This window comes from Kosakonia beeri (genome assembly GCF_054165705.1).
This window is the reverse complement of sequence record NZ_CM135106.1, coordinates 3,137,685-3,158,109: the sequence shown is the minus strand read 5'-3', so window position 1 is coordinate 3,158,109 and position 20,425 is coordinate 3,137,685. Positions and strand designations below refer to the sequence as shown.

16 protein-coding genes are annotated in these 20,425 nt (G+C 54.2%); 13 read left to right on the top strand and 3 right to left on the bottom strand.

Annotation, left to right across the window (positions count from 1 at the left end; genetic code table 11):
- Positions 1-35 precede the first annotated feature (35 nt).
- The 6 genes from msbA to ACUY4S_RS14985 all read left to right on the top strand — a co-directional run bounded on the left by msbA (position 36) and on the right by ACUY4S_RS14985 (position 6,042).
- A complete protein-coding gene (msbA, locus tag ACUY4S_RS15010) occupies positions 36-1,784 on the top strand; it encodes a lipid A ABC transporter ATP-binding protein/permease MsbA (RefSeq protein WP_312688599.1) in 1,749 nt (582 codons plus the stop codon).
- The gene (gene lpxK, locus ACUY4S_RS15005; RefSeq protein WP_312688601.1) at positions 1,781-2,758 is read left to right on the top strand and encodes a tetraacyldisaccharide 4'-kinase; all 978 of its coding nucleotides are present in this window, start codon (positions 1,781-1,783) and stop codon (positions 2,756-2,758) included. The genes msbA and lpxK overlap by 4 nt, the downstream gene beginning before the upstream one ends.
- 45 nt (positions 2,759-2,803) lie before the next feature.
- Positions 2,804-4,033 carry a winged helix-turn-helix domain-containing protein gene (locus tag ACUY4S_RS15000; RefSeq protein ID WP_458021590.1) on the top strand — a complete coding sequence of 410 codons (1,230 nt, stop codon included), beginning with the start codon at positions 2,804-2,806 and terminating at the stop codon, positions 4,031-4,033.
- A 53-nt stretch (positions 4,034-4,086) separates the two neighbouring features.
- Positions 4,087-4,269: a protein YcaR gene (gene ycaR / locus ACUY4S_RS14995; protein ID WP_312688603.1), complete on the top strand. Its 183-nt coding sequence runs from the start codon at positions 4,087-4,089 to the stop codon at positions 4,267-4,269.
- Positions 4,266-5,012 (top strand): 3-deoxy-manno-octulosonate cytidylyltransferase, encoded by a 747-nt coding sequence (gene kdsB, locus ACUY4S_RS14990; protein WP_312688605.1) that lies wholly within the window; start codon positions 4,266-4,268, stop codon positions 5,010-5,012. The genes ycaR and kdsB overlap by 4 nt, the downstream gene beginning before the upstream one ends.
- Before the next feature lie 136 nt (positions 5,013-5,148).
- Positions 5,149-6,042, top strand: coding sequence for a YcbJ family phosphotransferase (locus ACUY4S_RS14985; RefSeq protein ID WP_312688607.1), 894 nt, complete (start codon positions 5,149-5,151; stop codon positions 6,040-6,042).
- Here the strand turns inward: ACUY4S_RS14985 and elyC are convergent.
- Entirely contained in the window at positions 6,019-6,798 is a 780-nt protein-coding gene (gene elyC, locus ACUY4S_RS14980; RefSeq protein WP_458021589.1) for an envelope biogenesis factor ElyC, read from the bottom strand. The genes ACUY4S_RS14985 and elyC overlap by 24 nt on opposite strands.
- 118 nt (positions 6,799-6,916) lie before the next feature.
- Between elyC and cmoM the strand changes: the two genes are divergently transcribed.
- The 7 genes from cmoM to ACUY4S_RS14945 all read left to right on the top strand — a co-directional run bounded on the left by cmoM (position 6,917) and on the right by ACUY4S_RS14945 (position 17,551).
- Positions 6,917-7,711 (top strand): tRNA uridine 5-oxyacetic acid(34) methyltransferase CmoM, encoded by a 795-nt coding sequence (gene cmoM / locus ACUY4S_RS14975; protein ID WP_312688611.1) that lies wholly within the window; start codon positions 6,917-6,919, stop codon positions 7,709-7,711.
- Entirely contained in the window at positions 7,704-9,026 is a 1,323-nt protein-coding gene (mukF, locus tag ACUY4S_RS14970) for a chromosome partition protein MukF (protein ID WP_312688613.1), read from the top strand. The genes cmoM and mukF overlap by 8 nt, the downstream gene beginning before the upstream one ends.
- Positions 9,007-9,711: a chromosome partition protein MukE gene (mukE, locus tag ACUY4S_RS14965; RefSeq protein ID WP_312688615.1), complete on the top strand. Its 705-nt coding sequence runs from the start codon at positions 9,007-9,009 to the stop codon at positions 9,709-9,711. The genes mukF and mukE overlap by 20 nt, the downstream gene beginning before the upstream one ends.
- Positions 9,711-14,159: a chromosome partition protein MukB gene (gene mukB / locus ACUY4S_RS14960; protein WP_312688617.1), complete on the top strand. Its 4,449-nt coding sequence runs from the start codon at positions 9,711-9,713 to the stop codon at positions 14,157-14,159. The genes mukE and mukB overlap by 1 nt, the downstream gene beginning before the upstream one ends.
- 179 nt (positions 14,160-14,338) lie before the next feature.
- Positions 14,339-16,141, top strand: a complete 1,803-nt coding sequence (ldtD, locus tag ACUY4S_RS14955; protein ID WP_458021588.1) for a L,D-transpeptidase — start codon at positions 14,339-14,341, stop codon at positions 16,139-16,141.
- 186 nt (positions 16,142-16,327) lie between these two features.
- Positions 16,328-16,876 carry a peptidoglycan L,D-endopeptidase MepK gene (mepK, locus tag ACUY4S_RS14950; RefSeq protein ID WP_458021587.1) on the top strand — a complete coding sequence of 183 codons (549 nt, stop codon included), beginning with the start codon at positions 16,328-16,330 and terminating at the stop codon, positions 16,874-16,876.
- Positions 16,877-16,903: 27 nt separating this feature from the next.
- Positions 16,904-17,551 carry an MBL fold metallo-hydrolase gene (locus ACUY4S_RS14945; protein WP_312688623.1) on the top strand — a complete coding sequence of 216 codons (648 nt, stop codon included), beginning with the start codon at positions 16,904-16,906 and terminating at the stop codon, positions 17,549-17,551.
- A 50-nt stretch (positions 17,552-17,601) separates the two neighbouring features.
- Here ACUY4S_RS14945 and ACUY4S_RS14940 read toward each other — a convergent pair whose 3' ends face one another.
- Positions 17,602-18,792, bottom strand: a complete 1,191-nt coding sequence (locus tag ACUY4S_RS14940; RefSeq protein WP_312688625.1) for an amino acid aminotransferase — start codon at positions 18,790-18,792, stop codon at positions 17,602-17,604.
- Between the two features lie 187 nt (positions 18,793-18,979).
- The gene (gene ompF, locus ACUY4S_RS14935; RefSeq protein ID WP_312688627.1) at positions 18,980-20,074 is read right to left on the bottom strand and encodes a porin OmpF; all 1,095 of its coding nucleotides are present in this window, start codon (positions 20,072-20,074) and stop codon (positions 18,980-18,982) included.
- Positions 20,075-20,425: the final 351 nt, after the last annotated feature.

Sequence of the window (20,425 nt, the reverse complement as noted above, 5' to 3'; positions counted from 1 at the left end):
ATATGCGGCTATTTCAACAAGTGCTGGTTTTTTGAATGCAGAACGATAAAGATCTCTCCACATGGCAGACCTTCCGCCGCCTCTGGCCAACTATTGCGCCTTTTAAAGCGGGTCTGATCGTGTCGGGGATAGCGTTAATCCTCAACGCAGCCAGCGATACGTTTATGCTATCGCTGCTCAAACCGTTACTGGATGATGGTTTTGGTAAAACGGACCGTTCAGTGCTGCTGTGGATGCCGCTGGTGGTTATCGGGCTGATGATCCTGCGTGGTATCACCAGCTATATCTCCAGTTACTGCATTTCCTGGGTGTCCGGAAAAGTGGTAATGACCATGCGCCGTCGTTTGTTCGGCCATATGATGGGAATGCCAGTTTCCTTCTTTGACAAACAGTCTACTGGCACCTTGCTGTCACGGATCACGTATGATTCCGAACAGGTCGCATCCTCCTCGTCCAGTGCTTTGATCACTGTAGTGCGTGAAGGCGCGTCGATTATCGGCCTGTTTATTATGATGTTCTGGTACAGCTGGCAACTGTCGGTGATCCTGATTGTACTGGCACCGATTGTCTCAATTGCCATCCGGGTGGTGTCCAAACGTTTCCGTAATATCAGTAAAAACATGCAAAACACGATGGGCCAGGTGACCACCAGTGCGGAGCAGATGCTAAAAGGGCATAAAGAAGTACTGATGTTTGGCGGTCAGGAAGTGGAAACCAGCCGTTTCGAAAAAGTCAGCAATAAGATGCGCTTGCAGGGCATGAAAATGGTCTCTGCCTCTTCCATCTCCGATCCGGTGATCCAGCTGATCGCTTCCCTGGCGCTGGCGTTTGTACTCTATGCGGCAAGCTTCCCGGCAGTAATGGATACTCTTACCGCAGGGACCATCACCGTGGTGTTCTCGTCAATGATCGCCCTGATGCGGCCGCTGAAATCGCTAACCAACGTGAATGCCCAGTTCCAGCGCGGTATGGCGGCATGTCAGACGTTGTTTGCGATTCTGGATAGCGAGCAGGAAAAAGACGAAGGTACCCGGGTTATCGAACGTGCTCGTGGCGATATCGAATTTCGTAATGTGACCTTTACCTACCCGGGCCGTGAAACGCCGGCGCTGCGAAATATTAACCTGACCATTCCGGCGGGCAAAACGGTTGCGCTGGTGGGGCGCTCTGGCTCCGGTAAGTCAACCATGGCCAGCCTGATCACGCGTTTTTATGATATTGATGAGGGGGAAATCCTCATTGATGGTCACGATCTGCGTGAATATAAGCTCACCTCTTTGCGCGATCAGGTCGCACTGGTGTCGCAGAATGTACACCTGTTTAACGATACCGTAGCCAATAACATTGCCTATGCGCGTACTGAAAAGTACAGCCGCGAGGAGATTGAACAAGCGGCGAAAATGGCTTATGCCCTCGACTTTATCAACAAGATGGATGAAGGGCTGGATACGGTCATTGGCGAAAACGGTGTTCTGCTCTCTGGCGGCCAGCGTCAGCGTATTGCCATTGCCCGTGCGCTGCTCCGCGATAGCCCTATCTTGATCCTTGATGAAGCCACTTCGGCGCTGGATACGGAATCTGAACGCGCTATCCAGGCTGCGCTCAATGAGTTACAGAAAAACCGTACCTCAATGGTAATCGCTCACCGCCTGTCCACCATTGAACAGGCTGATGAAATTGTCGTGGTGGAAGATGGGCGCATCGTTGAACGTGGCAGCCATGCTGAACTGCTGGCGCATCGCGGTGTTTATGCACAACTTCACAAGATGCAGTTTGGCGAATGATTGCCCGCATCTGGTCCGGTGAATCGCCACTGTGGCTGCTGCTGTTACCGCTCTCCTGGCTCTACGGCCTGGTGAGCGTTGCCATCCGTTATGCTTATCGCCTGGGTCTGAAAAAGGCCTGGCGTGCGCCAGTGCCGGTGGTCGTGGTGGGTAATCTGACCGCCGGCGGCAACGGTAAAACCCCGGTGGTGATCTGGCTGGTGGAGCAGCTGCAGCAGCACGGTGTCCGCGTGGGGGTTGTTTCACGCGGATATGGCGGTAAAGCGGAGCGTTACCCTCTGTTATTGGAGGCTACGACCACAACCGACCAGGCCGGGGATGAGCCCGTTCTGATTTATCAACGCACTGGAGCACCGGTCGCGGTGTCCCCTGTGCGTGCCGATGCGGTGAATGCGGTTCTGGCCCAACATTCGGTGCAAATCATCATTACTGATGATGGTTTACAGCACTATCGGCTGGCGCGAGATATTGAAATTGTTGTGATTGATGGGGTCCGGCGTTTCGGTAATGGCTGGTGGCTGCCTGCCGGGCCGATGCGTGAGCGCGCTTCACGCCTGAAGACGGTCAATGCGATTATTACCAATGGCGGGGTAGCGAAAACCGGTGAGATCCCGATGCGCCTGCGCCCCGGTATGGCCATCAACCTGCGAACGGGTGAGCGCCGCAACGTGAGCGCACTGGCCCATGTCGTCGCCATGGCCGGTATTGGTCATCCTCCGCGTTTTTTTACTACCCTTGCTGAGTGCGGCATCACGCCGGAAAAAACCGTGGCGCTGGCCGATCATCAGGCGTTGTCGCATGCGGATGTTCGCGCGCTGGTGCAGCCCGGTCAGACGCTGATCATGACTGAAAAAGATGCCGTTAAGTGCCGCGCATTTGCGGAAGATAACTGGTGGTATTTGCCTGTCGATGCGCAGCTGGAAGGCAAACAGGCGGAAAAGCTACTGCAGGAATTGCTCACTCTGGCGCGCTGAAGATCGTCACACCGGCTGCGCCCTGTTGACTTAACAGGAACCCCCATGTCTGTGCCGCACCTTTCATTGACCGCTGCCCGTCATTTACACCTCGCCGCCCAGGGCTTGCTGCGTAAACCATCCCGTCGGGCAACGCCCGGCGATATCCTGCAAACTATTAAGCGTATGTCGCTATTGCAGATCGACACGATCAACATTGTTGCCCGCAGCCCTTATCTGGTGCTATTTAGCCGGCTGGGTGCCTATCCGCAGCAGTGGCTTGACCAGGCGCTAAGCGGCGGCGAACTGATGGAATACTGGGCGCATGAAGCCTGCTTTCTGCCACGCGAAGATTTTCCCCTTGTGCGGCACCGGATGTTGTCGCCGGATAAGATGGGCTGGAAATATCGCCAGGCCTGGATGGAAGAGCATGCGGGTGAAATCGCGCAACTGATTGCCCATATTCAGCAGCATGGCCCGGTACGCTCAGCAGATTTTGAACACCCGCGTAAAGGGACCAGCGGTTGGTGGGAGTGGAAGCCGCATAAGCGCCACCTGGAGGGATTGTTTACGGCCGGAAAGGTAATGGTGATTGAGCGGCGAAATTTTCAGCGGGTGTATGATTTAACGCACCGGGTGATGCCGCACTGGAACGATGACCGCGATCTGCTGCCGCAGGCGGAGGCGGAATACCACATGCTGGCGAACAGCGCCCGCAGCCTGGGGATATTTCGTGCGCAATGGCTGGCGGATTATTACCGTCTGCGTCGGCCCGCTTTGCCTGTTTTACTGGAGCGTATGCAGGCTGAAGAGAAGATTTACCCGGTAATGGTTGAACGACTGGGGCCAGCCTGGCTGCATGCCGGGTTATTGCCGCTGCTTGAGCAGGCGCAGTCTGATAAGCTTCGCGCCACGCACAGCGCTGTGCTGTCGCCGTTTGATCCGGTCGTCTGGGATCGTAAACGCGCGGAGCAGTTATTTGGTTTCAGCTACCGGCTTGAGTGTTATACCCCGGCACCTAAACGGCAGTTCGGTTATTTTGTCCTGCCACTGTTGCATCGGGGGCGTCTGGTCGGGCGTATGGACGCCAAAATGCACCGGAAAGATGGGGTACTGGAGGTCATTGCGCTCTATCTTGAAGACGGTATCAAGCCGGGCGCCTCGCTGGAAAAGGGGCTGCAAGGGGCAATAACAGATTTTGCCCGTTGGCAGGGCGCGCAGAGGGTGACCTTCTCCCGCTTGCCGGAGGGGTTATTTATGGCTGCGCGCGCAGGCCTGGAAACAGGCGCGGTGTAAGAATTGAATATGTTAAGCTTAACCCGTTAATCGTCGGTGCATCAGGAGGAAAAATGGATCACCGTTTACTTGAAATCATCGCCTGCCCGGTTTGTAACGGCAAACTTTACTACACCCAGGATAAGCAGGAACTGATCTGCAAAGTCGATAGCCTTGCTTTCCCGGTGCGTGACGGTATTCCTGTGTTACTGGAAAACGAAGCGCGTTCGTTAACTGCTGAAGAGAGCCGTCCATGAGTTTTGTGGTGATCATTCCCGCGCGTTACGCTTCCACGCGACTGCCAGGAAAACCGCTGGTCGATATCAATGGCAAACCGATGGTCGTGCATGTACTGGAGCGCGCCCGTGAATCGGGAGCCGAACGCATTATCGTGGCGACAGACAATGAAGATGTTAAGCGTGCGGTGGAAGCGGTCGGCGGCGAAGTCTGCATGACCCGTGCCGATCATCAGTCTGGCACCGAGCGCCTGGCGGAAGTGGTAGAAAAATGCGGCTTTAGCGATGATACCGTCATTGTCAACGTGCAAGGCGATGAGCCGATGATCCCACCCGCCATTATCCGCCAGGTTGCAGAGAATCTGGCGGCGCGTAATGTCGGCATGGCGACGCTGGCAGTGCCGATCCACAGTGCAGAAGAAGCGTTCAATCCCAACGCAGTAAAAGTCGTGACAGATGCCGAAGGGTATGCGCTCTATTTTTCCCGCGCGACCATTCCTTGGGACCGCGATCGTTTTGCGCTTTCCCGTGACGCTATCGGCGATACATTTTTGCGCCATATCGGTATTTACGGTTATCGCGCAGGGTTTATCCGCCGTTATGTCAGCTGGCAAACCAGTCCGCTGGAACAGATCGAGATGCTGGAGCAACTGCGGGTGCTCTGGTATGGCGAGAAAATTCATGTGGCGGTGGCCAGCGTGGTGCCCGGCACGGGCGTGGATACGCAAGAAGATCTTGAGCGCGTGCGCGCAGAACTGCATTAATCCTTCCATCCCCTCCTTGCGGAGGGGATTTCTCTCTAAACAGCTAAATTATTAAAATGTTTTGATCTCATCAGGGTGACATCTTTCAACCTGGCGCTCATTATAAAAGCAGTAGTATTGATGAGGGCAATCTTCTATGGAACAACTGCGCGCCGAATTAAGTCATCTGCTGGGGGAAAAACTGAGTCGTATGGAGTGCGTCAGCGAGAAACCTGACTCGGCACTCTGGTCGTTATATGACAGTAAAGGCAACCCGATGCCATTGCTGGCACGGAGTTTTTCTACTCCGGGTCTGGCGCAACAGCTGGCCTGGAAGATTTCGATGCTGGCGCGCAGCGGTACGGTGCGCATGCCGGTGGTATATGGTGTGATGACCCACGAAGAGCATCCGGGGCCAGATGTGTTGCTGATTGAGCGGCTGCGCGGCGTGCCCGTCGAAGCGCCTGCACGGACCCCGGAACGCTGGGAACAGTTGAAAGATCAAATCGTCGAGGGCTTACTCGCATGGCACCGGCAGGATAGCCACGGCTGCGTGGGCACTGTCGACAGTACCCAGGAAAATATCTGGCCATCCTGGTATCGCCAGCGGGTGGAAGTGCTGTGGACGACCCTTAACCAGTATCATAATACTGGCCTGACCATGCAGGATAAGCGTGTGTTATTCCGTACCCGTGAATGCCTGCCCGCACTCTTTGATGGGTTTAACGACAACTGCGTGTTAGTGCACGGTAGTTTTAATTTACGCAGCATGCTGAAAGATGCACGCAGCGATCAACTGCTGGCAATGGTCGGGCCGGGTATAATGCTTTGGGCGCCGCGAGAGTATGAGCTGTTTCGCCTGGTCGATGGCAACCAGGCGGAAGATCTGCTCTGGCACTATTTGCAGCGTGCGCCGGTGGCCGAGTCCTTCCTCTGGCGACGCTGGCTCTATCTGTTATGGGACGAAGTGGCGCAACTTGTGAGCACCGGGCAATTTAGCCGCACCCACTTCGACCTTGCGTCAAAATCACTGCTCCCCTGGCTCGCCTGAACTGCCTTTCAGCCATTGCCAGACCCTGCCCAGGCTTTCATAACCCACCCGGTCGCTGTGCATCAGCCAGACCGGGGAGGGGATCACGCGTTCCCACGGGTTGAGCGGCGAGGTAATCGCCAGTTGGTTCGCCGGAGCGGGTAGCGGATGCAGCCCAACATGCTGGAAGAAAATCATCGCCCGGGGAAGATGTGACGCGGAGGTCACCAACAGGAATGGATCATCGCCAATCGCAGCTTTCACCGCTGCCGCTTCTTCTTCCGTATCTTTGGGCTTATCCAGGGTGATGATTTCGCTGCGCGGAATACCGAGGCTTTCCGCGACGCGCGCCCCGGCTTCCGCCGTGCTGACAGGATTGGTTTTGGCCGCCGCACCGGTAAAGATAAGCTTCGCCCCCGGGTTTGCCTGCCACAGGCGGATCCCTTCATTCAGCCGTGGCAGACTGTTGCTGATCAGATTGGAACTGGGTGCCCAGTCATCATTCCAGGTGTAGCCTCCCCCCAGGATCACGATGTATTTCACCTGCTGCGTACCGCGCCAGGTGGGGTACTTATCCTCAATGGGTTTTAACAAACCGTCTGCGACAGGTTGCAGGCTTAACAGCAGTAAAACCAGCCAACCGACACTGATAAATGCCTTGCCTGTTTTTTGCCAGCGGCTGAACCATACCAGCACGAGGCCAAGACCTATCAACAAAAGTAAAAACGGGAGCGGCAGCATCATGCCACCGATGTATTTTTTGAGGGTAAAAAGCACCGTATCCGTCTCCTTTTTGACCATACAGCAGGCGATTTCAGCCGATCTTACATCAGATGGGTTCATTATCGGTACGGCTGTGACAAAATAGCGGTTTTGTCAGAAGCGCGGAGCGGCCATGACGGATCGAAACTTCGACGACATCGCGGAGAAATTCTCACGCAATATCTATGGCACGACCAAAGGTCAGTTGCGCCAGGCGATCCTCTGGCAGGATCTGGACGTATTACTGGCCTCAATGGAACCAGACCGTTTGCGGGTGCTGGATGCCGGAGGTGGAGAAGGGCAAACCGCGATCGGTATGGCGCAACGCGGCCACCATGTGACGTTGTGCGATGTGTCGAAAGAGATGATCGCACGTGCGCAGACAGCGGCGGATGAGAAAGGTGTGAGCGGTAACATGCATTTTGTACAATGCGCCGCTCAGGATATATCACAGCATTTAGAATCGCCGGTTGATCTGATATTGTTTCATGCTGTGCTTGAATGGGTCGCAGAACCCGTCAGTGTATTGCAGACCTTATGGTCGATGCTGCGCCCGGGCGGAGCGCTGTCATTGATGTTTTACAATGCCGACGGGCTGTTAATGCACAACATGGTGGCAGGGAATTTCGACTACGTGCAGGCAGGCATGCCGAAACGCAAAAAGCGCACCCTTTCTCCGGACTATCCCCGGGTTCCTGCGGATGTTTACGGCTGGCTTGAACAGATTGGCTGGCAGATAACCAGCAAAACCGGCGTGCGGGTTTTTCATGACTATTTGCGTGAAAAGCACCAGCAGCGCGACTGTTTTGACGCCTTGCTGGAACTTGAAACGCGCTATTGCCGTCAGGAGCCGTATATCAGTCTCGGCCGCTATATTCACGTGACCGCGCTTAAGCCGCAAATCGATGGAAGGATAAACGATGAGTGAATTTTCCCAGACAGTCCCCGAACTGGTTGCCTGGGCCAGAAAGAATGATTTCTCCATCTCGTTGCCGGTCGACAGACTCTCTTTTTTGCTGGCTGTCGCGACGCTTAACGGCGAGCGCCTGGATGGTGAAATGAGCGAAGGTGAACTGGTAGATGCTTTTCGTTACGTCAGTGATGCGTTCGAACAAACCAGTGAAACGATAAGCCAGCGCGCCAACAATGCCATTAACGATATGGTGCGTCAGCGTCTGTTAAATCGCTTCACCAGCGAAATCACGGAAGGGAATGCAATCTACCGTCTGACGCCGCTGGGCATTGGGATCACGGATTATTATATTCGTCAGCGTGAATTTTCCACGTTGCGACTCTCAATGCAGCTTTCCATCGTCGCGGGCGAATTAAAACGCGCGGCCGATGCGGCGGACGAGGGCGGGGATGAATTTCACTGGCACCGTAACGTCTATGCGCCGTTAAAATATTCGGTGGCGGAGATCTTCGACAGCATCGATCTGACCCAGCGACTGATGGACGAACAACAGCAGCAGGTGAAGGATGATATCGCCCAGTTGCTGAACAAAGACTGGCGCGCCGCGATTTCCAGTTGTGAACTGTTGTTGTCAGAAACGTCCGGTACATTACGCGAACTGCAGGATACGCTGGAAGCTGCCGGCGACAAGTTGCAGGCCAACTTGTTGCGCATTCAGGATGCAACCCTGGCGCACACTGACCTGGAGTTCCTCGATCAGCTGGTATTTAACCTGCAAAGTAAGCTCGACCGTATTGTTAGCTGGGGGCAGCAGGCAATCGATCTGTGGATCGGGTACGACCGTCACGTACATAAATTCATTCGTACCGCTATCGATATGGATAAAAACCGCGTCTTCGCCCAGCGCTTGCGTCAGTCCGTGCAGTCCTATTTTGATGCGCCGTGGGCGCTGACCTACGCCAGTGCCGATCGTTTGCTCGATATGCGCGATGAAGAGATGGCGCTGCGCGATGAGGAAGTGACCGGCGAATTGCCGCCGGATCTGGAATTTGAAGAGTTTAACGAGATCCGAGAGCAACTTGCAGCAATGATCGAACAGCAACTGGCCATCTATAAAACGAAAGGTGTGCCGCTGGATCTTGGTCTGGTTGCTCGCGAGTATCTGGCGCAGTATCCCCGCGTTCGTCATTTCGACGTGGCGCGCATTGTGGTTGATCAGGCGGTACGTCTTGGCGTAGCGCAAGCAGATTTCACCGGCCTGCCGCCGAAATGGCAGCCGATTAATGATTACGGAGCCAAGGTACAGGCGCATGTCATCGACAAATATTGAACAAGTGATGCCAGTCAAACTGGCGCAGGCGCTGGCAAACCCTCTTTTTCCGGCGCTGGACAGCGCGCTGCGCGCGGGTAGACATATCGGCCTGGATGAACTGGATAATCACGCCTTTTTGATGGATTTCCAGGAGTATCTGGAAGAGTTTTATGCCCGCTATAACGTCGAGCTGATCCGTGCGCCTGAAGGTTTTTTCTATCTGCGCCCGCGTTCTACCACGCTTATTCCGCGCTCAGTACTGTCGGAACTGGATATGATGGTCGGAAAAATCCTTTGCTACCTCTATCTCAGCCCGGAACGTCTGGCTAATGAAGGCATCTTTACCCAACAAGAGCTGTATGACGAATTGCTGTCGCTGGCGGATGAACCGAAACTGCTGAAGCTGGTCAACAACCGTTCGACCGGTTCAGATCTTGATCGACAAAAATTGCAGGAGAAAGTCCGTTCCTCATTAAATCGCCTGCGCCGGTTGGGCATGATTTGGTTTATGGGCAATGACAGCAGCAAGTTCCGCATTACCGAATCGGTGTTCCGTTTCGGCGCAGATGTGCGCTCTGGCGATGATCCGCGTGAAGCGCAACTGCGCATGATCCGCGACGGTGAGGCAATGCCTGTGGAAAACCACCTGCAGCTCAATGATGAGCCGGAAGACAATCAGCCGGATAGCTCGGAGGAAGAGTAATGATTGAACGCGGAAAATTTCGTTCGCTAACGCTGATTAACTGGAACGGCTTTTTTGCCCGCACCTTTGACCTGGATGAGCTGGTAACAACCCTCTCCGGGGGCAACGGTGCAGGGAAATCCACCACCATGGCGGCCTTCGTCACCGCGCTTATTCCGGATCTGACGTTGCTGCACTTCCGTAACACTACCGAAGCCGGGGCGACCTCCGGTTCGCGTGATAAGGGCCTGCACGGGAAACTGAAAGCAGGGGTCTGTTACTCGGTGCTGGATGTGATTAACTCCCGGCATCAGCGCGTGCTGGTGGGGGTGCGTCTGCAGCAAGTCGCCGGGCGCGATCGCAAAGTGGATATCAAACCCTTTGCCATTCAGGGGTTGCCGACGGCCATGCTGCCGACACAACTGTTAACCGAAACGCTGAACGAGCGCCAGGCGCGCGTGCTTTCGTTGCAGGAAGTGAAAGACAAACTGGATGCGATGGAGGGCGTGCAGTTTAAGCAGTTCAACTCCATTACCGATTACCATGCGCTGATGTTCGATCTCGGCATAGTGGCGCGTCGACTGCGTTCGGCGTCGGATCGTAGCAAATATTATCGCCTGATTGAGGCCTCGCTATACGGCGGGATTTCCAGCGCCATTACCCGTTCGTTGCGCGACTACCTGTTGCCAGAAAACAGCGGCGTGCGTAAAGCCTTCCAGGATATGGAAGCCGCGTTGCGTGAAAACCGCATGACGCTGGAAGCCATCCGTGTTACCCAGTCTGACCGCGATCTGTTTAAGCATTTGATCAGCGAAGCCACTAACTATGTGGCGGCAGATTATATGCGCCATGCCAACGAGCGGCGGATCCATCTGGATAAAGCGCTGGAGTATCGCCGGGAGCTGTTTACCTCGCGCCAGCAACTGGCTGCGGAGCAGTATAAGCATGTCGATATGGCGCGGGAGCTTTCCGAGCATGCCGGATCGGAAGGGGACCTGGAGGCCGATTATCAGGCTGCCAGCGATCACCTGAACCTGGTGCAGACGGCGCTGCGCCAGCAAGAAAAAATTGAGCGTTACGAGGCGGATCTCGACGAGTTGCAGATCCGCCTGGAAGAGCAACATGAAGTGGTGGCGGAAGCCGCCGAACGTCAGGAAGAAAACGAAGCGCGTGCCGAAGCCGCCGAACTGGAAGTGGATGAGCTGAAAAATCAGCTTGCCGATTACCAACAGGCGCTGGATGTGCAACAGACGCGTGCCATCCAGTACAACCAGGCGCTGCAGGCTTTACAACGTGCAAAAGAGCTGTGCCATCTGCCGGATCTGACCCCGGAGACGGCTGACGAGTGGCTGGAAACATTCCAGGCAAAAGAGCAGGAAGCGACGGAAAAATTGCTGTCGCTGGATCAGAAACTGAGCGTAGCGCAAACCGCCCATAGCCAGTTTGAACAGGCGTACCAGCTAGTTGTGGCCATCAACGGCCCGCTGGCACGTAATGAAGCCTGGGAAGTGGCCCGTGAATTACTGCGCGACGGCGTAAACCAGCGCCATCTGGCAGAACAGGTGCAACCGTTGCGTATGCGACTGAACGAGCTGGAACAGCGCCTGCGTGAACAGCAGGATGCCGAACGCATGTTAGCGGACTTCTGTAAGCGCCAGGGTAAACAGTACGACGCAGAAGAGCTTGAGGCGCTGCACCAGTCGCTGGAAGCGCAAATCGCTGCCTTGTCCGATAACGTTGCCGTTGCAGGCGAACAACGTATGGCGATGCGTCAGGAACTGGAACAGCTACAATCGCGCATCCAGTCGCTGACCAAACGCGCGCCCATCTGGCTGGCGGCGCAAAGCAGCCTTACGCAACTGTGCGAGCAGAGCGGCGAAGAATTTGAATCGGGTCAGGATGTCACGGAATACCTCCAGCAACTGCTGGAGCGGGAACGTGAAGCTATCGTTGAACGTGATGAAATCGGCGCGCGCAAACGTGCGGTTGATGACGAAATTGAGCGCTTAAGCCAGCCGGGCGGGGCCGAAGATGCTCGCCTGAATGCACTGGCGGAGCGTTTTGGCGGCGTGCTGCTGTCGGAAATTTATGACGATGTCAGCATTGACGATGCGCCGTATTACTCGGCGCTGTATGGGCCATCACGCCATGCGATTGTGGTGCCGGATCTGTCGCAAATTGCCGAAATGCTGGAAGGGCTGGATGATTGCCCCGAAGATCTCTATTTAATCGAAGGCGATCCGCAATCCTTTGATGACAGCGTGTTCAGCGTAGACGAGCTGGAAAAAGCGGTGGTGGTGAAAATCGCCGACCGTCAGTGGCGTTACTCCCGTTTCCCGGCTCTGCCGCTGTTTGGCCGCGCGGCGCGTGAAAGCCGCATTGAGAGTCTGCACGCTGAGCGTGAAGCGCTGGCGGAACGTTTTGCTACGCTCTCCTTTGATGTGCAAAAAACACAGCGTCTGCATCAGGCCTTCAGCCGCTTTATTGGCAGTCATCTGGCGGTGGCATTTGACGACGATCCGGAAGCGGAAATCCGTACCCTTAACAGCCGCCGCGGCGAGCTGGAACGGGCTATTAATAACCACGAAAACGACAACCAGCAAAGCCGTGTGCAGTTCGAACAGGCGAAAGAGGGCGTGGCGCAGCTTAACCGCTTGCTGCCACGTATCAACCTGCTGGCGGACGACACACTGGCCGATCGTGTGGACGAAATCCAGGAGCGCCTGGACGAAGCGCAGGAAGCCGCGCGCTTTGTTCAACAGTTTGGCAATCAACTGGCGAAGCTGGAGCCGGTGGTGTCAGTGCTGCAAAGCGACCCGGAACAGTTTGAGCAGTTGAAAGCGGATTACGCGACGTCGCAGCAAGTGCAGCGTGATGCGCGTCAGCAAGCCTTTGTGCTGGCGGAAGTGGTGCAGCGCCGTGCGCATTTCGGTTATTCGGATGCGGCGGAGATGTTCAATGGTAATAACGATCTGAACGAGAAGCTGCGCCAGCGTCTGGAGCAGGCTGAAGCGGAGCGTACCAAAGCCCGCGAAGCCATGCGCAGCCACGCCGCGCAGTACGGTCAGTACAACCAGGTACTGGCCTCACTGAAGAGTTCGTTTGATACCAAAAAAGAGCTGCTTAACGATCTGCAAAAAGAATTGCAGGACATTGGCGTGCGCGCCGATGGCGGTGCTGAGGAACGGGCGCGTATTCGCCGCGATGAGCTGCATGCGCAACTCTCCTCTAACCGTGCACGTCGTAACCAGCTGGAAAAAGCGCTCACCTTCTGCGAAGCGGAGATGGACAATCTGACCCGCCGGTTACGCAAACTGGAGCGCGATTACCACGAAATGCGTGAGCAGGTGGTGACTGCAAAAGCAGGCTGGTGCGCGGTCATGCGCATGGTGAAAGATAATGGCGTGGAACGCCGCCTGCACCGACGTGAACTGGCGTACCTCTCCGGCGACGAGTTGCGTTCAATGTCGGATAAGGCCCTGGGTGCGCTGCGCCTGGCGGTGGCAGACAACGAACATCTGCGCGATGTTCTGCGTATGTCTGAGGATCCAAAACGTCCTGAGCGCAAAATCCAGTTCTTTGTGGCGGTCTACCAGCATCTGCGTGAGCGTATCCGTCAGGATATTATTCGCACTGACGATCCCGTTGAAGCCATTGAGCAGATGGAGATCGAGCTGAGCCGTCTGACAGAAGAGCTGACCTCCCGCGAGCAGAAACTGGCGATCAGCTCTCGCAGTGTGGCGAATATTATTCGTAAAACCATCCAGCGCGAGCAGAACCGCATCCGTATGCTCAACCAGGGGCTGCAAAGCGTCTCTTTCGGCCAGGTTAACAGTGTGCGACTTAACGTTAATGTTCGCGAAAGCCACGCCACCCTGCTGACCGTGCTGTCGGAACAACATGAGCAGCATCAGGATCTGTTTAATAGTAACCGCCTGACATTCTCGGAAGCGCTGGCGAAGCTGTATCAGCGTCTTAATCCGCAGATTGATATGGGGCAACGTACGCCACAGACCATTGGTGAAGAGCTGCTGGACTACCGCAACTATCTGGAGATGGAAGTAGAGGTAAACCGGGGCTCCGATGGCTGGTTGCGTGCGGAATCCGGTGCACTCTCGACCGGGGAAGCGATCGGTACCGGTATGTCGATTCTGGTGATGGTGGTGCAAAGCTGGGAAGATGAAGCACGTCGCCTGCGTGGTAAAGATATCTCCCCGTGCCGTCTGCTGTTCCTTGATGAAGCAGCGCGTCTGGATGCCCGTTCTATCGCCACACTGTTTGAACTCTGCGAACGCCTGGAGATGCAGCTGATCATCGCGGCACCGGAAAATATCAGTCCGGAAAAAGGCACCACCTACAAACTGGTGCGTAAAGTCGTGCAGAATAACGAGCATGTGCATGTTGTCGGCCTGCGGGGTTTTGCCGCGCAGCTGCCGGAAACATTGCCGGGTACGGCAGACGCTTCCTAGCGAATGCATAACCAGAAAGGGCGACAGCGATGTCGCCCTTTTTTATTTTTGTGACTATGCCTGACCGGGTTTTATCTTTAAACTTCTTTACATTAGGTAAGGCAAATGCTTTTTAGTGTTTATATACTGAAAGAGAATGACAAGTTCGTACGCGCAATGTGAGAAACAGGGGGCAAGGGATGTTGCTTAAGAAGTTGTATGGTCGTCGGATGTCAGCGCTGAGTTTGTGTCTGGCATTTGCATTCGCTCCACTGTTTAATGTGCAGGCTGATGAGCCTGAAATGGTGCCTGTCGACAGTTCTGCAACGCCGGGTGAACAGCCTACGGTGTTGCCACAGCCGCTGGCGCAATCGCCGGCGACTGCCATGATGGCCGGTATCACGCCTTATCCATCGGGTGTCGATGTGGCGGCAGTGCGGGCGCAGTTGCAGTCGCAATTGCCGGCTAACTGGACACCGGTCTATATGAATCAGCTTGCTGCGCTGTATGCTGCGCGCGGGCAAAAACCGATGTGGGACAACCGCGACGCCGTCCAGGCATTTCAGCAACAACTGGCGGAAGTCGCTATCGCTGGTTTCCAGCCGCAATTTACAACCTGGGTAGAGCTGTTAACCGATCCGAATGTTTCCGGACAGGCGCGCGATATTGTGCTTTCAGATGCCATGCTGGGCTACCTGCAGTTTGTGGCCGGTATTCAGGCGAAAGGCCAGCGCTGGCTTTATAGCGATAAGCCATACACCCTTGCTGTACCGGCGCTTTCCGTGATCAACCAGTGGCAAGTGGCGCTTGATAACGGCACGTTGCCCACCTTTATTAACACTCTTGCGCCTCATCATCCGCAGTATGCCGTAATGCACCAGTCATTGCTGTCACTGGTGGCGGATTCCCGCCCGTGGCCGCAACTGACCGGCAAGGCTTCGCTGCGTCCTGGCCAGTGGAGCAACGATATCCCTGCTTTGCGCGAGATCCTGCAACGCTCGGGGATGTTAGATGGCGGGTCGAACATAGCCCTGCCAGGAGATAACGTTGCTGTTAGCCCCTCTGCGCAACCGGTGAGTAAAACGGCCAGTGCGCGTGGGCCCTACGATCGTCAATTGGTTGAAGCGGTAAAACGTTTTCAGTCATGGCAGGGGCTGCATGCGGATGGCGTGATTGGTCAGTCAACTCGTGACTGGCTGAATGTTTCCCCGGCGCAGCGTGCGGGCTTGCTGGCATTAAATATCCAGCGTTTGCGTCTGCTGCCGGGTAATCTCGCCACCGGTATTATGGTTAACATTCCGGAATATTCGCTGGTTTACTATCTCAATGGGAACCCGGTGCTGGCTTCACGGGTGATTGTCGGCAGGCCGGATCGCAAGACGCCAATGATGAGCAGCGCCCTGAACAATGTGGTCGTCAACCCGCCGTGGAACGTGCCGCCGACACTGGCACGGAAAGACATTCTGCCGAAAGTATGGAACGACCCGGGATACCTTGAACGCCATGGCTACACCGTGCTGCGCGGCTGGAACAGTAACGAGGCGATCGATCCCTACATGGTCGACTGGGCGACGATTACGCCGTCGAACCTGCCTTTCCGCTTCCAGCAGGCGCCGGGAGCGCAAAACTCGCTTGGGCGTTATAAGTTCAATATGCCGAGTTCTGACGCCATCTACTTGCATGATACCCCCAACCATAACCTGTTCCAGAGAGAGACGCGCGCACTGAGTTCTGGCTGTGTACGGGTGAATAAAGCGTCTGAACTGGCGAATATGCTATTGCAGGATGCGGGCTGGAACGATACGCGAATTTCCGACGCGTTAAAGCAGGGTGATACCCGCTACGTTAATATTCGCCACGATATTCCGGTCAATCTTTATTATTTGACGGCATTCGTCGGGAGTGATGGTCGAACGCAATATCGTACAGATATTTACAATTATGATCTGACGGCGCGATCGGGCGCACAAATCCTGGCAAAAGCCGAACAATTAATCAGGTAAATGAAGCAGTTCGTAAAATAACGTTGTCGTAAGAGAAGGTGAAAAACGGGCCTTGCAGGCTACAGAGCCCGTATTTACTGGGATGAGGCAACCTTGACGTGGCGTTTGATGCCCGGTAAGGTGCCTCTCGTGCGCAAAAGTGCATACATTACGTTCAATTTTGTTTTATCTGTAGACCTGATTACCATGGATAAATTTGACGCTAATCGTCGCAAATTGCTTGCGCTAGGTGGGGTTGCCCTTGGTGCATCCCTCTTGCCAGTACAGGCGTTTGCCACCCTTTCTACTCCGCGCCCGCGTATTCTGACGCTTAATAATCTCCATACCGGGGAATCTATTAAAGCCGAGTTCTTCGACGGCAGGGGCTATATTCAGGATGAATTAGCTAAACTTAACCATTTTTTCCGTGATTATCGCGCGAATAAAGTCAAAAGCATCGATCCGGGATTGTTCGACCAGCTTTATCGTCTGCAGGGGCTGCTTGGAACACGCAAACCTGTACAGCTCATTTCGGGTTATCGTTCTGTTGACACCAATAATGAACTGCGCGCGCACAGTCGCGGTGTGGCGAAAAAGAGTTATCACACCAAAGGACAGGCTATGGATTTCCATATTGAAGGGATTTCACTGAGCAATATTCGCAAAGCTGCGTTATCTCTGCGCGCTGGTGGTGTAGGATATTACCCCAGCAGCAACTTTGTGCATATTGATACCGGGCCGCTACGGCACTGGTAAAACTCAGGCCTGAGCTACAGGAGCAGCATGAACTATCGCATTATTCCGGTTACCGCGTTCTCCCAGAACTGTTCGCTTGTCTGGTGTGAACAAACCCAACTTGCCGCCGTGGTCGATCCCGGTGGTGATGCGCAGCGCATCATCGACGAAGTAAAAGCGTCGGGCGTGACGCTGACGCAGATATTGCTGACGCATGGTCATCTTGATCATGTCGGGGCGGCAGCCGAACTGGCGCAGCACTATGGTGTGCCAATTATTGGCCCGGAAAAACAAGATGAGTTCTGGCTACAGGGCTTACCGGCACAGAGCCGTATGTTTGGTTTAGAGGATTGTCAGCCTTTAACGCCGGATCGCTGGCTGAATGAAGGCGATACGGTCAGCGTCGGGAAGGTGAATCTGCAGGTGCTGCATTGTCCTGGTCATACGCCAGGCCATGTGGTGTTCTTTGATGCGCAGTCGCGCTTGCTGGTTTCTGGTGACGTGGTCTTTAAAGGCGGCGTTGGGCGCAGCGATTTCCCGCAGGGCAACCATGCGCAACTGATCGACTCGATCAAGCGCAAATTGCTGCCTCTGGGGGACGATGTGACCTTTATTCCAGGGCACGGGCCGATGTCGACGCTCGGAAATGAACGATTGCATAATCCGTTCCTGCAGGACGAATTACCGGTCTGGTAAACCCGCAACAAAAAAGGTCGCCGCGGCGACCTTTTTACTTTCACGGGCTATTACAGCACCGCGACGATAGCTTCACACAGCGGTGACATGTTATCCGGCGTCATGCCCGCCACATTGATACGCCCGGAGGCGACGGCGTAAATGCCAAACTCTTCGCGCAGACGCAATACCTGCTCTTTGGTCAGTCCGCTGAACGAGAACATACCGTTTTGCCGCGTGATAAAGCTAAAATCACGATCTGCCCCTTTCTCCTGCAATGTATTCACAAACAGCAGACGCATACGCTGAATGCGCTGGCGCATGTCGGTCAGTTCTTGTTCCCAGATGGCGCGCAGGGCATCGTTGCTGAGAATCGTCGCGACCACAGACGCACCGTGCGCCGGTGGGTTAGAGTAGTTGGCGCGGATCACCGATTTCATCTGGCTGAAAGCACGATCGGCGCTCTCTGCATCAGCAGCAACCAGCGTACAGGCGCCCACGCGCTCATTGTACAGGCCAAAGTTTTTCGAGAATGAGCTGGCAACCAGCAGTTCTTTATGCAGCGCGGCAAAGGCGCGTAAACCTTCTGCATCCTCTTCCAGACCGCGAGCAAAGCCCTGGTAAGCGAAGTCGAACAGTGGCAACCAGCCTTTCTCTACCGAGAGCTTAGCCAGCGTTTCCCACTGTTCCAGTGTCGGATCGATCCCCGTTGGGTTATGGCAGCAGCCGTGGAACAACACCACATCACCTGCCTGCGCGTTATTCAGGCTGGACAGCAGCCCTTCGAAATCCAGCGCGTGGTTTTGCGCGTCATAGTAAGCGTATTCGCATACTTCCAGACCCGCAGAATTGAAGACGCCTTTATGGTTCGGCCAGCTTGGGTTGCTTACCCAGACGCGTTTTGCGCTGGTGTTCCTGGCGAGGAAATCCGCCGCAACACGCAGACCGCCAGTACCACCAGGGGTTTGCGCCGTACGTGCACGTTTGTCATTGATAATCGCGTTGCCTTTGCCGAACAGCAGTTCCTGAGTACAACGACCAAATTCAGGAATACCGTCAATGCCGAGGTAATTCTTGGTGTTTTCATTTTCCAGCAGATAAAGCTCCGCTTTTTTTACGCTGGTCAGCACCGGAGTCTTGCCGGTTTCATCCTTATAGACGCCGATCCCTAAGTTGATTTTATTGGGGCGTTCATCGGCGCGAAACAGATCGGCCAGACCCAGAATGGGGTCGGCGGGGGCGGCGGTTATATTTTCAAACATGACGAGGTTCCATTTTGATGACAGAAGGGAAATCCGCTATCAGGTTAACGGCTGTGACACAAATTGCCAACCGTTTGCGATAAAAAGCGCGACACTTTTCAAAAGTTGCTGGTATTTCTGATTTACATATAAAAAAACAGGGCCGAAGCCCTGTTTGATATGCATATAAACAATCGAGGGTGACTGATTAGAACTGGTAAACGAGACCTACAGCAACGGTGTCGTCAGAGTTGATGCCCAGTTTGTTGTCTTTGTCGATCTGGTTGATCTGGTAATCAACATAGGTAGACATGTTTTTGTTGAAGTAGTAAGTTGCGCCCACTTCGATGTAGTTGATGAAATCTTCGCTACCAATACCTGCAACATCTTTCGCTTTAGATTTGTAGTAAGCGATGGACGGACGCAGACCGAAGTCGAACTGGTACTGTGCTACAACAGAGAAGTCCTGAGTTTTGTTCAGGTAACCGCTAGTAGAAGCGCTGGCACCCGGAAGTGTGGTGCTCATGCGGGTAGCATTACGGGTTTCACCGTACAGTGCTGCCAGGTAGATGTTGTTCGCATCATATTTCAGACCAGTTGCCCACTGCTCAGCTTTTTCACCAGACGTGCCGTAATTGGTGTTAGCCTGCTGGTCATTGGTACGGTCAGCTGCGCCGTAAGCGCCAACGATGCCGAAGCCCTGGAAGTCATAACTTACAGAAGTCGCCCAGCCGTCGCCGTTGGAACGCGTTACGTTATCAGAACGCTCGTTTTTGCCGAGGTACTGAACACCGAAGTTCAGACCATCAACCAGGCCGAAGAAGTTGGTGTTACGGTAAGTCGCCAGACCGCCGTTACGGCCAGAGAAGAAGTTGTCGCTATTGCTGGTATCACCACCGAATTCCGGCAGCATATCGGTCACACCGATAGCGTCATATACCAGACCGTAGTTACGACCGTAGTCGAAAGAACCTGCGTCGCCGAATTTCAGACCAGCAAATGCCAGACGAGTTTTATTATCGGTCTGAGCATCTGAACCTTCAGAGTTGTTACCCTGGAAGTTGTATTCCCAACGACCATAACCAGTCAGTTGATCGTTGATTTTGGTTTCGCCTTTGAAACCCAGACGAGCATAGGTTTTGTCGCCGTCGTTACCATCGTTGTCAGAGAAGTAATGCAGACCTACAGCTTTACCGTAGATATCTACTTTGTTGCCGTCTTTGTTGTAGATCTCAGCAGCGTTAGCTGCACCCGCTACCAGCAGGGCAGGGATAACCACTGCCAGGATATTGCGCTTCATCATTATTTATTACCCTCATTGGTTTTTTTTGAACACCTGCCACTGCCGCCAATAAATTCCGTCAATAAAAATTTACGGAACTATTGATGAGAGTTTGGTGTCTTTCTGTGTCTGAGAGGCATCTTTCCAAACATGTACACGTTACGCTAGCCTGAAAGTGCTACAAATGTCTTAAAGCAGTAACAAAAAGAAATATTGTGTAAGAATTTATTAATTTTGGGGAACTTTGTGAACCACCTCAAAATTCAGAACTGACTGCTGATAAAAACAACACATCCTTTCCTATTTATATGAATTACTTATATTTAATTGAGATAATGTCTTTTCTTATCCAGGAATCGTTCTCATCATGCT